Origin of the sequence: Psychrobacter sp. Pi2-1, assembly GCF_904846645.1 — a bacterium.
In the GTDB taxonomy this organism is placed as follows: domain Bacteria; phylum Pseudomonadota; class Gammaproteobacteria; order Pseudomonadales; family Moraxellaceae; genus Psychrobacter.
Window position 1 is genome coordinate 1 of record NZ_CAJHBO010000019.1, and the last position, 22,473, is coordinate 22,473.

Sequence of the window (22,473 nt, forward strand, 5' to 3'; positions counted from 1 at the left end):
ATCTGGGGCTATTATCAGACCGTGAGACCGCATGCTTTCAACGATTATTTGCCGCCAGCAGAAAAAGAGAGACGTTACTTTAATCAAAACCTCTTATCAGCTGTCCTAAATTAGTTGACCACTACAGGTCTCTGGTTGGTTACCGAACTATCTATATGATGTAGGTATGTTGGATGCGGCGCCAGAAAAGGACAACCAGCCTTGGTCGATGGATACGTGGTATGAGCGCACCCATATTAATCCAAAATCGAGTGGCTTCAATAACCTGCACTCTATTGCCAATAGCCGTGAGTTCTCTCGGCAAATTCGTCAAGATATTCCAATACCACCATTGGCCGACTCTCAATCTAGTGCTGAAGCAAAAGCCAAATCGACTGCTCAGGTATCTTATTAGCGTGATAATCTTCCCTATAGCAGTTATGGATTCACCCAATTAACCACACGTGTTTCCATCTCTTCATCAGACATACCAATCTCCGATATACAGCGGCCAGCGACACCCACATTAGCCGCACGCATCTCGTGCTGGGTGACTACAGCATCCTCAGTCAATAATAGATGCCAGCTTGGTAAATTCTGCCCTTTATACAAGCGCTTGTAGGCGCAATGCGATGGTAGCCACATCATATTAGGCAAGTTGTCCATGGTCAGCTGAATACAGTCTGGTACGTGCTCTTGACGTGTGGCATAGTGTTGACAATAACCTGTCGCACAGTCCATGAGCTGACACGTCACATCGGTATACTCGACCAGCTCTTCGTCATCATCATTATCGATGTATTTGATTAAGCAGCAGCTGCCGCAGCCATCACACAACGCTTCCCATTCGCTATGGTTTAGCTCGTTTAAGGCAAATCTTGACCAAAACTGCGGGCGTAGTGGCTCAGACCTAGAATCAGTATCAGCACTATCAGGAAATAAACTTACCGATTGCGCAAGCTTACCATCTGGATTGACGCCTGAATGCAAGCCTGATTGTTCATCATTTTTGTTTAAGAAATTTATAGTCATAGGGTCGCAGTAGCATTTTGATAAAGAGCGTTACAGTATTATAGCTGTTTTTGCTAGACATGGGCGTTAAGGTAGTACGAGTTAGAAAAACGAACCATCACAATGACGAATAATTAAAACTCACAACATAAAAAAGGACAATAATATGTCAATTAAGACGTTTGAATTAATCAGTACTACCGAGAATGGTGTAGAACTTATCAGTTATGTAGCACTACCAGAGAACGCTTCAGATGAAAATCCAGCAGCAGGTATCTTGGTTGCACCAGAATGGTGGGGCGTGGTTGATCATCCAAAATCAGTGGTTGAGCGTTTGGCAGAGGCAGGTTATGCAGCAGTCGCTATGGACGTTTACGGTGAAGGCAAACTAACTACTGATGCAGCGCAGGCAAACATGTGGATGGAGCAAGTACTTGCTGATCAAGACATGCTGATGGCACGCTGCCGCTTAATTCTTAATGACTTCAGCGATCAGTTATCTGTCGATGGTGACAACCTAGGCGCAATCGGTTACTGCTTCGGTGGTAAAGTTGTACTAGATATGGCTCGCGAAGGCATGCCGCTAAAAGCGGTCGCCACGTTCCATGGTAACCCAACCCCAAAACATCCAGCAGACAAAAACTTTGCAGCAAAAGTGTTGGTTGCTCATGGCCGTGATGACTCAATGGTATCAATGGATGCTATCGAAGGTCTGAAATCAGAGCTAGACGCAGCCGATGTTGACTACACTATCGACGTCTATGACAATGCCAAACATGGCTTTACCAATCCGCATGCTGATGAGCGCGCCGCCAAAAATGAAGTAGATCTTGGCTACAATGAAGCTGCTGCTAAACAAAGCTGGGAAAACATGCTTGAGTTTATGAAAGCCAATTTAGCATAAAAAACGATTTGGTATAAAGACCATTAAAAAGGGTAGCTTAATTATTAAGCTACCCTTTTATTTTGAGTGTCATTCTAGCATTTGTCTTTTAGCCCAGTAATCAGAGTAGTCTTGTGCTTCTTATCAAATCACGTCATTATCACTTTACTATAAACTGGATTGAGTGACGAAGATGTTGTATCTAATGGTGACCCAGTTGGGCTGGCTGGCTTTTACGATTTTATTGATCGTAGTGGTCGCATTATATACTAGGATAGCTCGAAAAATCGAGCATCTACGCCGTGATGTAACGACGCTGCAAGCTGAGCTTGAGCAGCAAAGACATCGTATTATGTCGCCTCCATCTGCACCTTTGATCGATAAAAGCAATTACGCACGCAACACTACTACTAACGATAATGATCTTAAAGACAATATTCCTAAAGACCATGTTCCTAAAGACAGTAACACTAAAGACCATGATGCTAAAGAAATAGCTTTTGACTCACAACACTCTTCTCTAGATAATCGGCTGCCTGTATCACCACCACCGCTTCCTACCGTTGCTTCAAACTCAACCATACATGCAGCATCAAACATCTATGACGATAAATCTATAGACAATAATGCCTCGATAAATACGCAAAACACAGCGTCTACCGCACCGATTGAGCCTGATGAACGCTCATTGCCTATCGTTACCTCGCTCATTCACTCAATCAAAAACTGGTTTTTCGGTGGCAACTTGGTCGTGCGAGTCGGTGTACTGGTGCTGTTGGTAGGTGTGGTGCTCCTGCTTCGCTTACTCAGCGAATATATCGAGATTTCGATTGCCACGAAGTTGATAGCAGTTGGCGTTACAGGATTAGCATTGGCAGCACTTGGATTAAAGCTGACCGCAAAACGCTTCTCGTATGGAATCACGCTACAGGGCGCAGGCTTAGCAATTGCGTATCTAAGTACCTTTTTTGCTTACAGTGTTTATGAAATTATTCCAAGTGTACCGAGCTTTATCGGACTTGGGTTATTGTCTGCGATTACCATTGCTCTCGCCGTACGTCAAAACGCTTTTCCATTAGCATTACTGGCATTATCGGGTGGATTTTTTGCACCGATTTTGACCAGTGAAGATACTGGCAGCTTGGTTACCTTATTCAGCTATTATCTACTGCTAAACGTCACCATTGCCGTCATTGCTCACTATCGACCGTGGAAAATATTAAACCTATTCGGTGTGACTGTGACATTTGGCTTGGCATACTATTGGGGTATCAGCGAAAACCTGAGTGCCATCATTGAGACACAGCGCTGGTCATTGGTAGCGTTAGTAACCTTACACTGGCTGCTTTACTTATTTGTCGTCATTCGTTATGCGCAGCAAATCATTACCTATAATGCGCTAAATGAAAAAGACCTCAGTCATGCTGATAATGTAGATGACACAAAACACTTGGACAGAGCCCATGTAGGCAGCTCCTATGTATTCCCTATTGACACGGGTTTACTGTTTTCAGTACCTCTACTGGCCTTTGGCTTATTTTCTGCCTTACTAAACGACATCTCTAACGCCCTCACGATTACCAGTGCCATTTTGGCTATGGTTTATCTTGGGATGGGCTGGTTGTTCATCCAGCGCAGTAGACGCTATGCCTTAATCACCGAAGGCATGCTGGCGTTAGGGTTAGGGTTCTTTGCGCTCGTTATTCCGCTAGCACTAGATGCTGAATGGATTGCTTTTGGTTGGTCAGTACAAGGGTTGGCGCTAGTATGGTTTGGACGACGCTCGCTGCGGTCGTGGTCTGTATTATTCGGCTTGCTATTACAGCTCGTAAGCATTGGTATGCTAGTGACGACAGCGATATTCTCTATCCAAGACTATCCCGTTTTAGCCTTTAGTATTTCAGCGCTCAGTTATCTAGCGACCGTCTTTATATTACGCGCTAGCAACTCCCCTGCTGCGCTAATTAATAGCTTAGATAGCAGTAACAACCTCAATAACCTTAACAATAAAGGCCCTACAACATCCTCGGTCATACAATCACAATCACTGGACAGTACATCAGATGCATCAGCCAGCTATGCCCATGCGCTGGGTGTCAGTACGCAAGCGGCGCAGCAATGGCTGACCTCTATCAATAGTCAGAGCCGCGTATTCAAATTCGTTTGGCATAGCCCTAGATTCATCAAGTTTTTGACACTGACCGCGATGGCTTGGATGCTACAAGTACTAATGCTTGATTTGCATCATTGGTTTGTTATCTGGCAATCAAGCACGACCGTAATTGCACTGGCAACACTCATCAGCTTGATCGCTTATTGGGTCATCAATCGCTATCGTCCGTGGGCGGAAATCAGACAGCTTAGTCATGGGTTACTAGCCTTGTTCTACTTCATGCTAATACTGCAACTGCCACAAAAATTTGAGCAAAATTTAACATGGACAACAGCGGAATGGTTGGTATTCGTAGGCTTAATAATCGGTTGGTTAGTCATGGGGCAGCTATGGCTAAAAACATGGTCTGATACATGGACTGATACATGGTCCGATAACAGCAATACCTCACGCTATACTGCTGCAAGCTGGCTAGGTACGGGCATCTTACTCATTGCTGCCGCGGCGCATTATGGCCTACCAGACTCTGATGGCGTGATGGCTTTCTTGTTTTCAGCGACACTCATATTATTTGGGTTATGGTTCAATCGTAGTTATAAGAGAAAAAATGCAGAAAATACATCGACCAATAAAGTTTCAGAACACGGTCTGCTGTACTGGTTTGATTGGCAACAGGCACTATTAGGATGCGCAGCCATTTTTGCTCCTATTGCTTTACTGTGGGTTGTGCTTACCAATTGGTCTTATGACGGTGTGATTTGGGAACTGTCTTATTTTCCATTGTTCAACCTATATGACATCACATCATGGCTGACATTATTGGTTGGTTTTAGTCTGTACTACATTAGCCAACGTCGCCACAATGAAACCATTACCGAGCCGAGTGCAACTGCCAAATCTAAGCGCGTATTCACCGCTGAGAGTCTGCTAATTATATTGGGTCTGATAAGCTTTTGGTTAATCTCCAGCATATTGGTCAGAACGCTACACGCCTTTATTGGCACACCGCTTTGGAATGACTATCAAGGCGGCGCATGGCAGAGCGAGCAGGTACAAACTGGACTGACGATCTTATGGACGCTCTTGGCATTGGTCGCCACCATCATGGCGAGTCGCTACTGGCAGCGTGCGCTTTGGTTTATGGGTATTGGATTGTTAGGTATCGTCGTTCTCAAGCTGGTCTTGGTAGATTTGTCACAGACCGAAGCGATTTGGCGAGTGATATCCTTCATTGGCGCAGGCAGTTTAATACTATTAATTGGCTATCTCGCCCCATTACCACCCGCGCATGAGGAAACAGAAAACCAAAATCAAGCGTAATGACAAAGCTGGTTGGGTGAAATTGTGCCGTGAGCAAGGTGGTTCTGTAGTAAACTGGACACCATTAGAAAGTAAACGTTGATTGTTTTACTTTTAGCATTTTTTATAAAAGGTTATGAAAGCAGATGGATAAGAGAGCAAGTATTCAGTGGTTCCCTGGGCATATGAACAAAGCCCGTAACGAAATCAAAGAAGTCATGCCGCAGATGGATTTGGTCATCGAGGTCATCGATGCGCGTATTCCTTATAGTAGTGAAAACCCAATGGTCGCAGCACTACGCGGTGAAAAACCTGTTATCAAAATCCTGAACAAAGCTGACCTTGCCGATCCTGAGTTGACTCAAGCATGGATGGATTATCTCGAGCAGCAAGATGGGGTCAAAGCCATTGCGTGCGATACTGAAAAAGCCAATGATGTAAAACGTATTATCGCTATCTGTAAGCATCTCGTACCCAATAAAGTCGGGACTGGTCGCCAAATCAAAGCGATGATTATGGGTATTCCAAACGTTGGTAAATCAACGCTGATCAATACGCTAGCAGGACGCGCTGTGGCGAAGACAGGCGATGAGCCAGCCGTGACCAAATCGCAGCAGCTAATTAAGCTCGACGATGACATCATGCTCTATGACACACCTGGTATGCTATGGCCAAAAGTTGAAAACGAAAACTCTGGTTATCGTTTAGCAGCGACAGGCGGTATTCGTGATACTGCTTTTGACTTCGCTGATGTAGCCAGCTATACCGCTGAGTACTTGATGCAAGCCTATCCTGAGCTGCTAAAAACTCGCTATAAAATTGAAGAGCTGCCAAAGACTGATTGGGAGTTCTTTGAAGTCGCTGGACGTAATCGCGGCTGTGTACGCGCTGGCAATCAAGTCGATACGTACCGTATGTCTGAGATTCTGATTAACGAGCTGCGTAGCGCAAAGATTGGTCGCATCACGCTAGAAACACCAGCGATGACTGAAGCGGAAGAAATCGTCGTCGCTGAACAACGACTCGCTGCTGAAGAGAAGAAAAAGGCGAAAGAGGAAGAAAAGCGCTTACGCAAGAAGCGTACGCGACAGAATCGGAAGTAACACTGCGGTGTCTGTATGGATAGAAATCGCGGTGAAACAGAGTTTATTACGCAAAGTAATCAGTACCATGCTCATAATTAGCAGATGCTCTCACCATTAATAAAAGCGAGGCTAACAATTAGCTTAGAACACAAAAACGTTCATGAACTGCTGCCTGACTCGACCTTTCAGTCAGTTGGCTTTGTAGCAGGTACATTAGTAAATACGGACAAAGGTCTGGTATCCATTCAAGACATAAAGGTTGGTGATAAGGTATTATCTAAATCAGAGAACAATCCAAACGGTGAATCAAACTATCAAAAGATAACTGAAGCTCATAAATTTCAAAATAAATCAATTCACCTTTTACGCTTAGTAGAATCTACTAAAGATGATATTTCCACAACAATAGAAGTTTTTGCAACGCCGAATCATCCGTGTTGGAAGGTGGATATTGGTTGGACTCGAGCTGATTTGCTTAGACATGGCGATGAAGTAATATTGTCTAATGGTAATAAAGCAATTATTTTTGAATGGTCACCTGTATTAAGAACCGCAGATACTAATATTGGCTGGGTTGCTAGTGATTTAGAAGGACTAGGAGAGACAGGTGCTGAAAATGGGTATTTGATAAACTTCTCAAACAACAAAATCTCAACACCATTTTTAAGTTTAGATAATTGGCTAAATGAACAAATAAATTATTGGGATTATGCTCCCAATGGAATTACTTGGGCTGACAATTATGAAGACAGGTACTTTATCTCAACGGTTTATAACATAACAGTTGAGAATACTCATACTTATTTTATAGGTGAGCATGGCGTTTGGATTCGTGACGCTAACTGTCGTATTTATAAATAGAGTTAGTAAAAAAATCGTTAAGTAGTTATTTCTATTATGTTGTTCAATAATATCAGGTCCAAGTTAGGTCGTAGCAAATACGTATATCAGGTATAATTGGTCACCTTTAAAAGACTAAATATAAGAGCCTATGACCCAGCCAACTGCTAACTCTAAAGCTTCTGACACTACCTTCAATCACTCCCCCAAATCTCTCAACTCCTTCGCCCCACGCCTACTCGATTGGTTTGCCGAAAACGGTCGCCATGACTTACCCTGGCAACAACACAAGACCGATACGCCAAATCCTTATATCGTTTGGTTATCCGAAGTAATGCTTCAGCAAACACAAGTGACGACAGTGCTGCCCTACTTTGCGCGATTTATGGCATCGTTTCCGACCGTGCATGATTTGGCAGCAGCAGAATGGGATACCGTAGCAGAGCATTGGGCAGGACTTGGCTATTATGCACGCGCACGTAATTTGCATAAAGGTGCTAAACAGTTGGTTGAGGTAATCGATGAAACGGGCGAGTTTCCGCAGACGCTAGCAGGATGGGAAGCGATTTCGGGCGTTGGGCCATCAACTGCTGGCGCGATTATGGCGATGGGATTACATCATTATGGCGTCATCTGCGATGGTAATGTCAAACGAGTGCTGACACGTTGGGCCGCTATCGACGGCGATATCACCAAATCTGCTACCACCAAAGATTTATGGGCATTAGCAGAGCGACTAACACCGACAGAGAACTCCGGACTATTTGCGCAAGCCATGATGGATATGGGTGCGACATTATGTACCCGTAGCAAGCCTGCGTGTCTATTATGTCCATTGCAAGCCGACTGCCTATCCCATGCGCAAGGGCGCGAGACTGATTACCCCGTCAAAGCAAAAAAGCAGCCTAAACCTAGTAAGTTCAGTGATGCCCTGCTGATCGAAAGTGCAGATGGTGACATACTATGGCTACAGCGCCCTGACAACGGTATCTGGGGCGGATTATGGAGCTTACCATTACAGTTCGTGGAAAAAGTTGATGGTAAAACGAGTGGTAACACTGCGAAGAAAGTAGAAGCTAACGATGACAAACTATCGAATATGCCAAATGACGTACGTAGTAATGAAAAAGTATACGAAGCAGAATTTACCACTGCCGAGCAAATCATAAATGAATGGCTGATAAAAAATGAACTGGTGGCAAAGTCAGTCAGCACTACTTTACTCGATGACGCCCCTATCAAGCATTCGCTGACGCATTTTCACTGGTATTTGACCCCGCGTAAATTAACAATTAATGCGACGCAGATAACTGAGCTAAATCAGACATTAGCAGCGGCTGAAATCGACTTTAAATGGTTAACCGAACAAAAAGCGCAAGACAGCCTAGGGCTACCTCGCGCGATGGTTAAGATCTTAGAGTAAAAAGTTGCAATAAAAAAGCGACTCACTATTAATAACGAGCCGCTTTTTTATGATGATAATATAAAGATAGCTGAGTCTAAATAACCCTAGGACTTTGGCACACGTAAACGCATGAGGCCTTCTTGTTGCACGGTAGCAACCAGTTTGCCATCTTGCCAAAACTGACCATGATTCAAGCCTTTCGCATTAGACGTGGTATCACTCCACATGTCATACAGCATCCATTTATTCAAATCAAAATCACGATGGAAATGCATCGAGTGATCGATACTGGCAGCTTGCAGACCACTGGTCATAAAGCTAACACCATGTGACATCAGCCCTGTGCCAACCAAATAAAAGTCTGACGAAAATGCCAATAGTGCTTGCTGAATAGCCACTGGCTGATTGCCCAATTCACGAATGCGTAGCCAGTTTGCTTGCTTAGGTTTCATTGGCTCTGGGCTAATCGGATTACGCGGCTTTACTGGCTTAATCTCGACATGACGGCGGCGCATAAATCTTGCTTTTAGCGCTTCTGGCACTTTTCCGACATTCTCTTCTTTTAAATCTTGCTCTGTCAGCAAGTCTTCTGGCGGTGGATAGACAGGCATGTCTTCTTGATACTCAAGCCCATCTTCCATCGGTGAGAACGAGGCAATCATTGAAAATATCACTTGCTCAACAGGCGGCTTACCACGTACTTCTTTGTACTGGATAGCCGTGACTTCACGTGCAGACAAGCTACGACCATCACGCAATCGACGGACTTGGTATATCACCGGTTGGTTGATATCGCCACCACGCAAAAAATACCCATGCAGTGAGTGACAAGGTTTGTCTTTGTCTAATGTATGCGCCGCTGCCATAATTGCTTGAGCGAGCACCTGCCCACCAAATATACGACTGCCCACATAGTCATGGCTTTTACCCTCAAACACATCAGGGGTAACTTCAATAAGCGCGATAGTAGCCAGCAGCTCATCAATCAGTTGTAGATTATCGGACATGACGATATGTTTCCTTATTTTTATCAAAAACGCTCAGCATCTGATGATATTGATGCCATATAGCCATCATATTTGAATGTAAAATAATGCGAGATCACTGGTTAAGATCTGTCGAAGGAGATCTTAAAATAAACATACAGACATCGTTAGCGATGTTATCACCGAATATTTATTTTCTATAGAAAAGGTAAACATCTTACCCAATATTGGTGGCTTTGACTAGTTGCTGTCAGCTTACTCATAAGTATTGCTTAGCTGTTTTTGCTAGACAAATCGCAACTAAAGAGCGAAGCAAGCAATCTCAACCATAAAAAAACGAGATGTATAATAACACCTCGTTTTTGAAAAATACGCTGATGTTTATGGCTTAACTGCTACGAGTACGCGAATAGAGTCCGGTACTAATGACAAGTTACCAAGCGCTTGCTCACCTTGAGCTTTAAGCTGCTCTAGACGCTCAATCTCTTCAGGACGTACGTTTGGATTGATCGTTTGTAGATGTTTTAGACGCTTGATTTCGCGTGACCACTGCTGGCTAAAGCGTGTACTTGCTTGCTCACCAATTTCAGCGATCTGCTGACGAGCGATGTCTTCAGCTTCGTAATAACGCTGCTCAATCACATCGCCGCGTACTTTAATGACTTGGCGAGCACGGTTTTTATCCAATCGCTCAACGTGCGGCATAATCATCTCAGCACTGATACGAGCCGATAAGTCGCTGCCCTGCTCACTGATAAAGACACGGATATTTTGCGTGGACAAAGTCGCTGGCAGATTAAGCACTTTTGGCGCGATTGCTTCAACACGGAAGTTTACCTCTAGCAGTACCATACCTTGCGGAACCGCGGCACTTTTTAGCATAGCAACTGTCGTATTACCAAAAGTGCTGGTACTCGCTAGCTCATAAATTGCCCGCATCAATGGATGCTCGTGAGTGATGAATTCGATATCTTCACGCTGAAGCGCTTGCTCACGCTCAAAGGTCAGGGTCATACCGTCTTCATCACCAAGTGGCAAACCATCAATATAGTCACTGATCTCGGTACTATCGATAGGCGCGATCACCCACGAGCCATCACGTTGGATGTTGTGATCGATATTGGCAGATGCAAAGAAACGCTCAATGAAGTGCGGCAGCAAATTATTACCATCAAAGTCACGCATAGCATCAGCGATACGACCAGCGACACGCGGACGGCATGAGTTGTACTCTAGCAGACGGTCACGACCAGCTTGTAGCTGTGCTTCTAGTCCCAAACGTGTCTGTAGCGCCTCGTCAATGATGTCTTGCAAGATGACATTATTTTCAGCGGTATCAGCACCCTCAAGCATTGGCTTAAGCTCTTGGATATATTGCTCTTGTACGCTTTGTGCGGTTGGCGATATCTGATTGAACATGTTCAGCGCATCGTTATACCACTGATACAGACGCTCTTGCGCTGTACCTTGCACATAAGGCACATGTAGCATGATTTGCTGCGTCTGACCGATACGATCTAGACGGCCGATACGCTGCTCTAACGTATCTGGGTTAGCAGGTAGATCCCATAGTATTAATTGGCTTGCAAACTGGAAGTTACGACCTTCTGAACCAATCTCCGAACACAGTAGTATCTGTGCGCCTTCACTATCTGCAAAGAATGCAGCTGCTTGGTCACGCTCAAGCAAAGTCATCTGCTCAGTAAAGATAGCTGTCTTAATGCCTGCATGCAGACGCAATACCGCCTCTAAACTCTCTACCGTCGCACCACTACGAGCGATTAATAGGACTTTTTGATGCTTAAGCTCACCGCGCAAAATATCAATCAACCAAGAAACACGCGGATCATCTTCTAGCCAACCACCGTCTGGTTGGTTTTCTTCGCCCCATAGCTGCTCACGCAACTTACCATTGGTTTGATAGCTGTCTTTCCATGCCTCAGGTAGTGGCAGTGGATATGGCTGGCTACTACGGCCGTAGAAACCTTTGACACTCTCACGAGTGTTACGGAACAAAATACGACCTGTACCATGACGATCTAACAGCTCGTTTAGCGCATGTGTACGCAGTTTTTCATCTTCATTGATTGAAGATAACTCTTCAATACTAATATCTAATAAACTACTTAAAGCAGCGATTTGGCCTTTATTCAATGGCTTTTCTTCTATTAAGACACCAGCAACTGCTGCTGTCTCTGCAAAAGCTTCTTGACCATCGATAAACTCATCTAAATCATCAAAGCGATCTGGATCCAGCAAACGCAGACGGGCAAAGTGGCTTTGCGCACCAAGCTGCTCTGGCGTTGCCGTCAATAACATCACGCCTGGCGTTTCTTCTGCGAAATCCGCAATCAGGTCATACTTATCATTGCCGCCCTGTGCTTCATCCCAATGCAGATGATGCGCCTCATCAACAACTAATAAATCAAACCCTGCATCCATCGCTTGGTCGTATAAGTCTGGGTGGTCGAGCAACAGATCCATACCACCAATTATACATTGCTCAGTGGCAAAGACGTTTTGTTCAGGATCGTGTTCTTTAATAGCCGCAGTACGCACTAGATCAAACAATGCGAAATTTAGATTAAAGCGACGACGCAGCTCAATCATCCATTGGTACTGCAAGCTGTCTGGCACCAAAATCAACACACGCTCAGCTTTGCCCGTCAGCAACTGCTGATGAATAATCATGCCTGCTTCGATAGTCTTACCAAGACCAACTTCATCAGCCAGTAGTACACGCGGCGCGATACGCTTACCGACTTCATGTGCGATATATAGCTGATGCTCGATGATATCAACACGCGCACCCATTAGACCTTTTAGTGGATGGCCTGCCAACGCTGACTGCATGCGCAAGATATCTTGACGCAGCTCATACCAGTCACCGCGCTCAATACGGCCAGCAAGCAAACGCTCAAGCGGCTTGGCCAACGTGATATTGGCAGCAAGGCGGGTTTCCATGATGCCGCGCTCGTGCTCATCGACGCCATATTTCAGTACACCCATCACTTCATCAACAGCATTGACCGTATAGCTTTTGCCATCTTGATCGTAGATGCTATCGCCTACTTTAAACACCACGCGCGATAATGGCGCAGAGTTTTTGGCGTAGACGCGTGTCTCTTCACTTTGCGGAAATAAAATATGCACACATCGGTCGTCAACATCGATGACCACACCTAAGCCAAGCTCAGACTCCGTATCAGATAAATAACGTTGACCAACGGCGAATTCAGTACTGTGCAATGAAGCAATAGAGATAGTCATAAGGCGATGTCTTTTGTACTCAGATAATGAAATTTAGATAGCAATGGTAGATTGTCATAGCGGTAAGATTACAAAGAACATAAATCGTCAATAGACGCAAAATAAATGTCGTAATCTTAGTATAGCCAGCAGCTCAGTCACACCATTATATAACGTTAGCGGGTAGATGAGTGCGTTAAGTTGACTTTTCAAGAGGCAGCTTGCGATAGCTATGACTTTATAAGCTATTTAATCGATACTATGTTAGACAAATACGCGATTGTTAAATAATACAGATTGTCCTGCTTTATCAGCAGCTTATATCTATTCGATCGATATTTGGCCGATTCGTTTTTGACTAAAAATACCAACGTGCTACATTAAGCCGATAAGGATTCATGCGATAGCCATTTATTCGCTAATTATCTATAAGACAACAATAAGTAAGGACTAGCCATGCAAGCCGTTTTTTTAGATAAAGGTACGTTTTCTGAAGGTATTGACCTGCCAGCACCAATGGGTGTGAGCGATTACATCACTTATAACGACACGCCAAAAGACACGGCTGTCATCATTGAGCGTTGCAAAGATGCTGACATTATTATCACTAATAAAGTGCAAATCGGTGCTGAGGTGATAAAGCAATTACCGAAACTTAAGCTGATCCAACTGACTGCCACTGGCATGAACAACGTCGATCAAGCCGCTTGCGATAAGCACGATGTTGCGCTGTTCAATGTCGCTGGTTATGCGGTCAAAAGCGTTCCCGAACACACATTTATGCTCATGTTAAATGCAATGCGCGCAGGCATCCACTACCATCAAAAAGTTAATGATGGCACGTGGCTGGCAAACGGTAATTTTTGCCTGCTGGATATTCCGCTGATTGATTTGGAAGATAAGACGTTAGGTATTATCGGTATTGGCACCATCGGTAAGCGCGTAACCGAAATCGCTCGTGCCTTTGGCATGACTGTACTGTGGGCAGAGCACCAAGGACGTGAACCACGCAGCGACGACTATACCGCGTTTGATGAAGTGCTGGCGCGTGCGGATGTGATCAGTCTGCACTGTCCATTGAATGAACAAACTGAGCATCTTATTAATAAAGACACTCTGGCTAAAATGGACAAACAACCGCTCATCGTCAACGTCGCCCGTGGCGGCATTGTTGATAGCCAAGCATTAACTGACGCGGTTAATAATGAGCAAATCATCGGCTATGCTAGCGATGTGTTTGAACAAGAACCGATCGCTGATAATGACCCACTGCTCAGTATCAGCGACCATCCGCGTGTTATCTTTAGTCCGCACAATGCATGGGGCAGCAAAAGCGCCCAGGAGACCTTGTGGCAGATGTTAAGCAAGCAAGTGGCTGATTTCATCGACAACCATCATCAATAATTACCAAGACGCTAACGACTAAATCGTAACCAGTCATCTTTTATCTTGCGATACTTAAGCATAATTCGATCGCTTAGATAGTTATTGGTCACAAACCAAGGATAGCGATCGCCTTGCTTAGGTAGCTCGTCTTTGCCGCGTCTAACATAACCAGACGATAGCGAACCCATCACGGTATCTGCTTGAGCGCAGGCTGTCATATCCGCAGTCTGTGCTTGTGGCATGGCGACTTGATAATGGTTTTTATGCATATACCCCAACAGCCTCACTACATATTGACAAGCCAAATCGATTTTTAGTGTCCATGAGGCATTGGTATAGCCAAACAGTGCAGCCATATTAGGTATGCCTTCTATCATGACTGCCTTATAAGTCATACGCGTGCCGATATCGACGGCCTGACCGTCGATATATACCGCGGCCCCACCCAACATCTGTAGCTTTAAGCCAGTCGCAGTAACGATGATATCAGCGTCGAGATGCTGGCCAGATTGCAGCATAATTCCCGTTGCCGTAAAGTGGCTGATTTGATCGGTCACTACTGTTGCGCGTTTGTCCTGCAGGGCTTTGAATAAATCACCGTCAGGTACCGCACATACTCGTTGATCCCATGGATTATAGTCAGGCATAAAATGCTTGCTGTCGACGTCGCTACCTTTTAACTCTTTTTTCACCCCACTTCTTAAGACTGCCTTCATCACCTTGGGTGCATGAGTCGCAACTTTGTACAGGCCTTGCTGCCTCAGCACATTACGCGCACGCAGTAGCGTATATGCCTGCTCTTTTGATAATGGTGAAAACTTGCCTGATAACCAGTCAATAGCATGGTCATCACCCGGCACGCTTGCCACATAGGTCGGCGTACGCTGCAGCATCGTGACATGACGCGCACACTGATTACTGTCTTTGTCTACTAGCGCAGGTAGCAATGTCATCGCTGTGGCACCGCTACCAATAACGACGACTTTTTTATCATTATAATCTAGATTATTCCAGTGCTGTGGATGGACGATTTGACCGTGGAAATTCTCTTCTCCTTCAAAACGAGGGCGATAGCCTTGCTCATAATCATAATAACCAGTGGCACCTACGATAAACTTAGCAGTCTTAACAAAAATCTCACCGCTTGCATGGTTTTTAATAGTTGCTGACCACTGTTGTTCCTCACTAGACCATGATATCTGCTGAACTTCATGCTGATAATGGATATGTTTGGTCACCCCAAACTCGCGTGCCGTATCGGCGATATAGCGTTTGATATCATCGCCTGCTGCAAGCATTCTATAATCAAGCCACGGCCTAAAATTATAGCCAAAGGTCAAGGCGTCAGAGTCAGAGCGAATCCCGGGATAGGTAAATAAATCCCATGTACCACCCAAATCAGCACGCTTTTCTAAGATAGCAAAGCGCTGTGGAGGTTTTTGCTTATTAGTCGATTTTGCCTGCTTTTGCTTTTTTGGAGCTTTATGACCGAATAGGCCTTTATGCTGCTGTTGCTGTAAACGGCAAGCCATACCAATACCTGCGATACCCGCACCGATAATCAATACTTCATAGTCGGCTACTTTGTCCGTCTTTGACTTTTTACCTTTAAAGCGATTTTTGATAGCCTGTTTGGTAGTGGTGATATCAAGCATACTTTCATCCTTGTATTTGCATGACTGGCATTTTATAGCTGGCTTTAGAGCCGTTTATCGCATCTATTAACAGTAAGCGGTAAAATCTAACGTTTTAAAATGGGCAGGGACTCTCCCAGTCCATCCAAGCACCCAGTACTGGATGCTTTAAACGCAATTGCTGTGCATGTAAGTTGAGCCTCGGGGCTATCTCTAATGCCGTACCTTCAGCATAAATCGGATCGCCAATCATCACATGATCGACATGCACCATATGTACGCGTAGCTGATGGCTACGACCCGTGACTGGCTTTAGCATGACCCGAGTGACTGCCTCGCCATTACAGGTTTCATGAGCCACAACTTCATACAACGTCAGTGCATGCTTTGACCAGTCGTGATCGACGATATGACGCGGTTTGGTACTTGGCTCATAGCGCACTGGCACCGATATCTCACCAGTTGCGCCGACTTGCTCCCACTCACCAAAGACACGCGCTTGGTACTTCTTTTGTGGTAAACGCTCGATGAATTGCTTACTGATATTGGTTTGCGCTGCTGCATTTTTTGCAAAAATAAGCAGTCCCGACGTGTCCATATCTAAACGATGAATCAGTTTGACAGCTGGATTGGCACGCTCAAGACGAGCAAGCAGACTGACTTTGAGTGTTTTACCATCGACGCTTAATAGGCCTGCAGGTTTATCAACCACCCAAATGTCATCGTCTTCGTAAACCGTAATTTCTTGCGCAAATTTTTTGAAAAACTCAAGCGGATAAGCGCCTTCTTGGGCATTGAGGGCATTAACTTCTTCATCGGTAAAAGGCATAAATTTAACTACTTATGTAAATTGGTTTTAAGATAAGGATTTTTGGTGGTTAATCTTTTGGACATGATAGCTATATTTGGCACGATAGCCACTTTATGAGCAACGGTTATATGGACAAAAGGGCAAAACTTTGACTGATTTTTAACGTTATTAATATCGCTAGCTACTAATCACTAGCTACTATGTAAACGAGGTAAACATAAGACTTCTACCTTGCTGGGATATATACTTTGATAAGGATAATCGTATTAAATAACAGATTAGACACTCTTGTGCTGCACCGTTTCGATTTATTGTGCTAATACTAGTTGTTAAACAATTTAACCAGCCTGTATCTGTCAAATTAGGGCAAACATGTTAATATAATGGCACATTTTCACCCCTTCTAAACAATTCTTTGACCACCAACTGATTTATTATTAAACCAATATATAGGTTGATGAGTGGTGATAGAAGTAATAAAACAAGAGAGATAAAATTATGTCAGACCTTATTGTACATACTACCGACACAGACTTTGATCAAGACGTACTACAATCAGACGTACCTGTATTAGTAGACTTCTGGGCGCCATGGTGTGGTCCTTGTAAAGCCATCGCTCCTATTTTAGAAGATCTAGCGACTGAGTACCAAGGTAAAGTTAAAATCGTGAAAGTAGACGTAGACAACAACCCACAAGCGGCTAGCCGTTTCGGCATTCGTAACATCCCAACACTATTTGTATTCAAAGATGGCGAAAAAGTTGATTCAGTAATGGGCCTACAACCAAAAGCTGAATTGGCTAAAGTACTAGACAAGCATTTATAAGTTAAATTTGCTCGCTCTAGGTTACCTTGAGCGGGTAAAATAGAATAACCGAGAAAGCCATTATCTGACTAAGATAGTGGCTTTTTTGCTTGTTTTTTGTGCAAAAAACTCGATAATGTGACTTTTTTGGCAAAATTTATTGACAACGCTATTGTGAAGACCGTATAGTCTGCTGACAAGAGAAAACCAACTGTTTTCCTAAGTATCTTGTCGCTATTCTCCTCGTGTTTATCAACAAAAACACAATCGTCATTATAAACACCATTGCTGAACAAAATGACTAAACGCAATTACTGATATTGAGTTTTTGACGCAGACTCTTATGTAGCCTTTATTATCCCTATTTCTTATTACCTTGCATCCAATGATGGCAGTGCGTACATAAGCAGACATATAAAACCAGAACTACATAAACTACAGCGCTGTGCACACACCCATATCATCATATTACCGTTGTTTTAATCACTGTCGTGACTTGTGCTGCTAATGGCATCTCTCATCTGATCAATTGCTAATGACCTATCTATGAATCTTACTGAATTAAAGAAAAAATCAATCGCTGAGCTATTGGCTATCGCCAAAGAAATGGGTCTTGATAATATGGCGCGTAGCCGTAAACAGGACATTATCTTTGCTATTCTAAAAACCCATGCGCGTAACGGTGAAGCCATCTATGGTGACGGCGTACTTGAGGTTCTTCCTGATGGTTTTGGATTTTTGCGCTCATCAGAAGGCTCATATTTAGCCGGTCCTGATGATATTTATGTCAGCCCAAGCCAGATTCGCCGTTTCAGTCTAAAAACTGGTGACAGTATCGCTGGTACGATTCGTCCACCAAAAGATTCTGAGCGTTATTTTGCATTATTAAAAGTTGGCGAAATCAACTTTGATACGCCAGATCGCTCACGTCATAAGCTTATCTTTGAGAACCTGACGCCCCTATTCCCAACTGAGCATTTAAAACTTGAGCTTGGTAACGGAACCACTGAAGATTTGACTGGTCGTATCATCGACCTAATCGCTCCGATTGGTAAAGGTCAGCGTTCTATCATCGTCGCACCGCCAAAAGCGGGTAAAACGATGTTGCTACAAACCATCGCGCAATCAATCACTCGTAATAACCCTGAATGTTATTTAATCGTACTATTGATTGATGAGCGTCCAGAAGAAGTCACTGAGATGGTACGTACAGTACGCGGTGAAGTGGTCGCTTCTACCTTTGATGAGCCGCCACAGCGTCACGTACAAGTGGCTGAAATGGTCATCGAAAAGGCCAAGCGTTTGGTTGAACATAAGCAAGACGTGGTTATTTTGCTTGATTCAATCACTCGTCTAGCCCGTGCTTATAACACGGTTATCCCATCATCAGGCAAAGTATTGACGGGTGGTCTAGATGCCAATGCTCTAGAACGTCCAAAACGCTTCTTTGGTGCTGCGCGTAACGTGGAAGAAGGTGGTAGTTTGACTATTATTGCCAGTGCATTGATTGATACTGGTAGTAAGATGGATAGCGTCATTTTTGAAGAGTTTAAGGGAACGGGTAACCAAGAGATCACGCTTGAGCGTGACTTGGCTGAGAAACGTGTATTCCCTGCGATTAATATCAAAAAATCTGGTACACGCCGCGAAGAGCGTCTATTGGACGAAGACAAGCTGCGTAAAGTATGGATTTTACGCAAACTGCTTCAACCGATGGATGGCGTACAAGCCACTGAGTTCTTGTTGGACCGCCTAAAAGAAGCGAAAACCAATGATGAATTCTTTGAGCAAATGAAGCGTAAATCACAAAACTAATTCTTAGTTAGTTTGCTAGACATATTCAGCTTCGATTTGATATTAAGACTACCTATAGGTAGTCTTTTTTATGACAGCATCAAAATATTAATGGTTAAACCCATTAGGACGTAATCTGCACTGTCGCTCACATGCGTTGCTGATGATACAGTACGGCAACATCGCTTACATCTCGTTTGCAAAGTTTAGCGCTTTTACTACGACTATATTATTAGTAACCGACTATTATGACAGACAGTAGGAATATACTTGAAAATATCATGGACACAGTATTTTGAAGGTATTGTATTTTAAACTTGATGACTTAATAGGTGATAATATGAAATTTGCTAAAACGATCGCAATGACTGCAATTACTAGCTCAGCCCTAATCATGACTGGTTGTAACTCTTATAGCGGTATGAGCAATACAGCTAAAGGTGCTACCGCTGGCGCAGCAGCTGGTGCTCTTATTAGAAGCAAAGGCGACAGCAAAGATATCGCTCGTGGCGCATTGGCTGGTGCAGCGATTGGCGGTGCTGGTGGTTATGTTCTTGATAACAACTAAATCTTTCTACACTGATATTATTTAATAATTGATTGAATACTATCAGACAAAAGATAATAAAAAAGCCTGCAATTCGTTGCAGGCTTTTTTATGTCTTAATTTTGATTATAAGTCCATGCACCAGACTTATAATAAAAAACATTAGTATTAAAAAACATCGTTAGTCAAATACACGATTATTAATATATATGGCCATTAAAGTGCACCACTGAACGTATCACAAGATTGGACATTACCGCTTTCTAGACCACGGGTGAACCATTCGACACGTTGTTGACTGGTACCGTGAGTAAAGTTATCGGGCACTACTGCACCACCACTCGCTTTCGCTAGACGATCATCACCGATTTGACTAGCCGCATTCACCGCTTCATCAAGATCACCAGCTTCTAAAAACTGTACACGCTCTTGATTGCGCTGTGCCCATACACCAGCGAAACAATCCGCTTGTAACTCTTGCAATACTGATAGCTTATTGGACTGTGCTTGCGTCACTTGCTGACGAGCTTCATTAACCTGTTGGCTAATGCCCAGTAGCGTCTGTACATGATGACCTACTTCATGTGCTATCACGTAGGCCTGTGCGAAATCGCCAGCCTTGCCTTGGTTCTCTTCACCACCCGAGCCTTGCTGATCGCCTGAAATACCAAGATTCTGTCGCATCTCTACGAAGAATGACGTATCCAAATAAACAGTCTGATCCCCTGGACAATAAAATGGACCGGTTGCAGAGCTAGCACTACCACATGCCGAACTAACCTGACCATTAAACAAAATCAATGACGGCTCTTGATAAGTGCTACCAGCTTCGTTAAAGATTTGATGCCAGACTTCTTCTGTATCTGCTAGTACAACTTTCACAAACTGCGTGTCTCGGTCTGTGCTGGTTGCCAGCTCGGTAGATGATTCACTACTACCACCTGTGACCGCCTGACCTGTCTGTAATGCGGTCATTGGGTTTACCCCAAATACCAACCATAAGATACCTGCGATGATAATACCCCCAATACCACCGCCGATCATCTTACCGCCACCTGTGCTAGAGCGCACATTTGAGCTACCTCGTCTACCTTGCCATTTCATAATTCTATTCCTCAAATATAGATTGATTCACTATTTCTATTAACTACTATCTCTACTAGCCACTACTTCTATTACTCATTACTTATGTTATATATTATTTGGCCAGTTAATTTACGCTATGACCTAGTCTACTATCCTAAAAGCAAGGAGAAACCTATAAAACTGCTAACTTCACTAGTGTTTATGTAATATAGGATGATAATCGGACTATTTAACTTCATTTTTACTCATACAAACGGGATTAATATAGACAATTTGAGTTAAAAAACAAGAACCGAAAAAGCGCTCAATCCCTCTGATGTCATTGATTATACGTCGATTAATCTGACTTCTTGTATTAAAAAGTATATCGAATAGAGAAAGTAAAATATTATTTTAAATTTTATTGTTACTTAATTGTACAGGCTATTTCTATTTACTTAGAAAACCTATAGAATGCGTGGAAGCTGAGTAGCTGTGACTAAGACTAGTTGAATTCTGAGAAACCTCGGATTTCGACCTTTGTTGCTGCTACTGCTCATTTCATTTTTCCGGAGAAAACCATATGAAACTTAAATTACTTGCTCTAGCTGGTATCATGACTGCAACTATGGGCCTTACTGCCTGTGATAGCAGCAAAGAAAATGCTGCTGAAGATTTATCTGACGCGCAAGAAGAAGTGCAAGACGCTTCTGAAGAGCTAAACGAAGCTGCTGCTGAAGGCGAAATGACTGCTGATGCTGACGCTGCTGTTGCTGGCGCTGAAGCTGACATCGCTGATGCACAAGCTGCAACTGCTACTGACGAAATGGACGCTGAAGTTCCTGTAGACGGCGACACCACTAGCATGGACGTAGCTAGCGAAACTGATACTGCTGCTGTTGAAGCTTCTGACGAAGTAGTAGTTGAAGAAGCTCAGTAATTTATTGTTCATACAATAGATAAACTGTAGTAAAAAAAAGAGAGCCTATGCTCTCTTTTTTTATGTCTATGATTTATGATCTTAGTAGGACTCTACTTTATAGATAACCCTAATATACGATGCATGCTGCAATATCGAAATATATAGATGTACGCAAAAATAACTAAGTGCAAATACGCACTAGCATTCTTATAAACTCACGATAAAACAGACACACTATCGTTCAGCGCAGTGCCAAACTAAGTATTAGCTATCAAACAAACGCTCGTCAACCTTCTGACGAAATTTCTGTCCTGTCTTGAAAGTAACCACACGGCGCGCGGATACTGCAACAGGCTCCCCTGTTTTCGGGTTACGGCCTGGACGGCTGTTTTTATCTTTAAGCTCAAAGTTGCCAAAGCCTGAAAGCTTGACCTCTTTGCCATCAATCAAACTTTCTGACAGCTCATCAAAAAAGTTCTCCACCAGACAGCGGCCTTCTTGGCGTGTTAGGTTTAGGTGACTCATTAAATGCTCAATCATGTCAGATTTGGTTAAGGTGCTCACAGTACGACTCCTATGCTATGTCGTGATGTCGAATATCATGGTTTAGCGGTATGAGGGTTAAGGCTAGCTATTATAAAGGTTTTTTGACCGTTTTTT

The 22,473-nt window shown here is 43.6% G+C and carries 18 protein-coding genes; 11 read left to right on the top strand and 7 right to left on the bottom strand.

Features of this window, described 5'->3' with window-relative positions:
• Positions 1–166: 166 nt before the first annotated feature.
• Positions 167–394: a hypothetical protein gene (locus JMX91_RS10515; RefSeq protein ID WP_227679383.1), complete on the top strand. Its 228-nt coding sequence runs from the start codon at positions 167–169 to the stop codon at positions 392–394.
• Positions 395–417: 23 nt separating this feature from the next.
• Here JMX91_RS10515 and JMX91_RS10520 read toward each other — a convergent pair whose 3' ends face one another.
• Complete coding sequence (locus JMX91_RS10520) at positions 418–1,011, bottom strand: YcgN family cysteine cluster protein (RefSeq protein WP_201549024.1); 594 nt, start codon at positions 1,009–1,011, stop codon at positions 418–420.
• A gap of 145 nt (positions 1,012–1,156) precedes the next feature.
• Here JMX91_RS10520 and JMX91_RS10525 point away from each other — a divergent pair, with 145 nt between their 5' ends.
• The 5 genes from JMX91_RS10525 to mutY all read left to right on the top strand — a co-directional run bounded on the left by JMX91_RS10525 (position 1,157) and on the right by mutY (position 8,633).
• Complete coding sequence (locus JMX91_RS10525; RefSeq protein WP_201549025.1) at positions 1,157–1,894, top strand: dienelactone hydrolase family protein; 738 nt, start codon at positions 1,157–1,159, stop codon at positions 1,892–1,894.
• 172 nt (positions 1,895–2,066) lie between these two features.
• Positions 2,067–5,306 carry a DUF2339 domain-containing protein gene (locus JMX91_RS10530; RefSeq protein ID WP_201549027.1) on the top strand — a complete coding sequence of 1,080 codons (3,240 nt, stop codon included), beginning with the start codon at positions 2,067–2,069 and terminating at the stop codon, positions 5,304–5,306.
• Positions 5,307–5,431: 125 nt separating this feature from the next.
• Positions 5,432–6,388, top strand: coding sequence for a ribosome biogenesis GTPase YlqF (gene ylqF, locus JMX91_RS10535; RefSeq protein ID WP_201549028.1), 957 nt, complete (start codon positions 5,432–5,434; stop codon positions 6,386–6,388).
• Between the two features lie 84 nt (positions 6,389–6,472).
• Positions 6,473–7,231, top strand: a complete 759-nt coding sequence (locus tag JMX91_RS10540) for a polymorphic toxin-type HINT domain-containing protein (RefSeq protein ID WP_201549031.1) — start codon at positions 6,473–6,475, stop codon at positions 7,229–7,231.
• 130 nt (positions 7,232–7,361) lie between these two features.
• Positions 7,362–8,633: an A/G-specific adenine glycosylase gene (gene mutY / locus JMX91_RS10545; RefSeq protein ID WP_201549032.1), complete on the top strand. Its 1,272-nt coding sequence runs from the start codon at positions 7,362–7,364 to the stop codon at positions 8,631–8,633.
• 86 nt (positions 8,634–8,719) lie between these two features.
• Here mutY and JMX91_RS10550 read toward each other — a convergent pair whose 3' ends face one another.
• The gene (locus tag JMX91_RS10550) at positions 8,720–9,622 is read right to left on the bottom strand and encodes an acyl-CoA thioesterase (protein WP_057761915.1); all 903 of its coding nucleotides are present in this window, start codon (positions 9,620–9,622) and stop codon (positions 8,720–8,722) included.
• A 360-nt stretch (positions 9,623–9,982) separates the two neighbouring features.
• Positions 9,983–12,871 (bottom strand): RNA polymerase-associated protein RapA, encoded by a 2,889-nt coding sequence (gene rapA, locus JMX91_RS10555; RefSeq protein WP_201549034.1) that lies wholly within the window; start codon positions 12,869–12,871, stop codon positions 9,983–9,985.
• Positions 12,872–13,306: 435 nt separating this feature from the next.
• Here rapA and JMX91_RS10560 point away from each other — a divergent pair, with 435 nt between their 5' ends.
• The gene (locus JMX91_RS10560) at positions 13,307–14,254 is read left to right on the top strand and encodes an NAD(P)-dependent oxidoreductase (RefSeq protein ID WP_201549036.1); all 948 of its coding nucleotides are present in this window, start codon (positions 13,307–13,309) and stop codon (positions 14,252–14,254) included.
• A gap of 11 nt (positions 14,255–14,265) precedes the next feature.
• Here the strand turns inward: JMX91_RS10560 and JMX91_RS10565 are convergent, their stop codons facing one another.
• Together JMX91_RS10565 and JMX91_RS10570 are read right to left on the bottom strand one after the other, a co-directional pair.
• Positions 14,266–15,891, bottom strand: a complete 1,626-nt coding sequence (locus tag JMX91_RS10565) for a flavin-containing monooxygenase (RefSeq protein ID WP_201549037.1) — start codon at positions 15,889–15,891, stop codon at positions 14,266–14,268.
• Between the two features lie 94 nt (positions 15,892–15,985).
• A complete protein-coding gene (locus tag JMX91_RS10570; RefSeq protein ID WP_201549038.1) occupies positions 15,986–16,699 on the bottom strand; it encodes an RluA family pseudouridine synthase in 714 nt (237 codons plus the stop codon).
• Between the two features lie 480 nt (positions 16,700–17,179).
• On the opposite strand from JMX91_RS10570, the gene trxA reads away from it, so the two are divergent.
• From trxA to JMX91_RS10585, 3 genes are all read left to right on the top strand, one after another.
• On the top strand, positions 17,180–17,506 hold the full coding sequence (trxA, locus tag JMX91_RS10575) for a thioredoxin (protein ID WP_057761928.1): 327 nt from the start codon (positions 17,180–17,182) through the stop codon (positions 17,504–17,506).
• A 525-nt stretch (positions 17,507–18,031) separates the two neighbouring features.
• Positions 18,032–19,300 carry a transcription termination factor Rho gene (gene rho, locus JMX91_RS10580; protein WP_055125334.1) on the top strand — a complete coding sequence of 423 codons (1,269 nt, stop codon included), beginning with the start codon at positions 18,032–18,034 and terminating at the stop codon, positions 19,298–19,300.
• 319 nt (positions 19,301–19,619) lie between these two features.
• Positions 19,620–19,847: a hypothetical protein gene (locus JMX91_RS10585; RefSeq protein WP_101204904.1), complete on the top strand. Its 228-nt coding sequence runs from the start codon at positions 19,620–19,622 to the stop codon at positions 19,845–19,847.
• Between the two features lie 195 nt (positions 19,848–20,042).
• Here the strand turns inward: JMX91_RS10585 and JMX91_RS10590 are convergent, their stop codons facing one another.
• A complete protein-coding gene (locus JMX91_RS10590; RefSeq protein WP_101204903.1) occupies positions 20,043–20,930 on the bottom strand; it encodes a neutral zinc metallopeptidase in 888 nt (295 codons plus the stop codon).
• Between the two features lie 544 nt (positions 20,931–21,474).
• Between JMX91_RS10590 and JMX91_RS10595 the strand changes: the two genes are divergently transcribed.
• Positions 21,475–21,831 carry a hypothetical protein gene (locus JMX91_RS10595; RefSeq protein WP_201549039.1) on the top strand — a complete coding sequence of 119 codons (357 nt, stop codon included), beginning with the start codon at positions 21,475–21,477 and terminating at the stop codon, positions 21,829–21,831.
• Positions 21,832–22,077: 246 nt separating this feature from the next.
• Here the strand turns inward: JMX91_RS10595 and JMX91_RS10600 are convergent, their stop codons facing one another.
• Positions 22,078–22,377 carry an integration host factor subunit alpha gene (locus JMX91_RS10600; protein WP_057761935.1) on the bottom strand — a complete coding sequence of 100 codons (300 nt, stop codon included), beginning with the start codon at positions 22,375–22,377 and terminating at the stop codon, positions 22,078–22,080.
• Between the last annotated feature and the right edge of the window lie 96 nt (positions 22,378–22,473).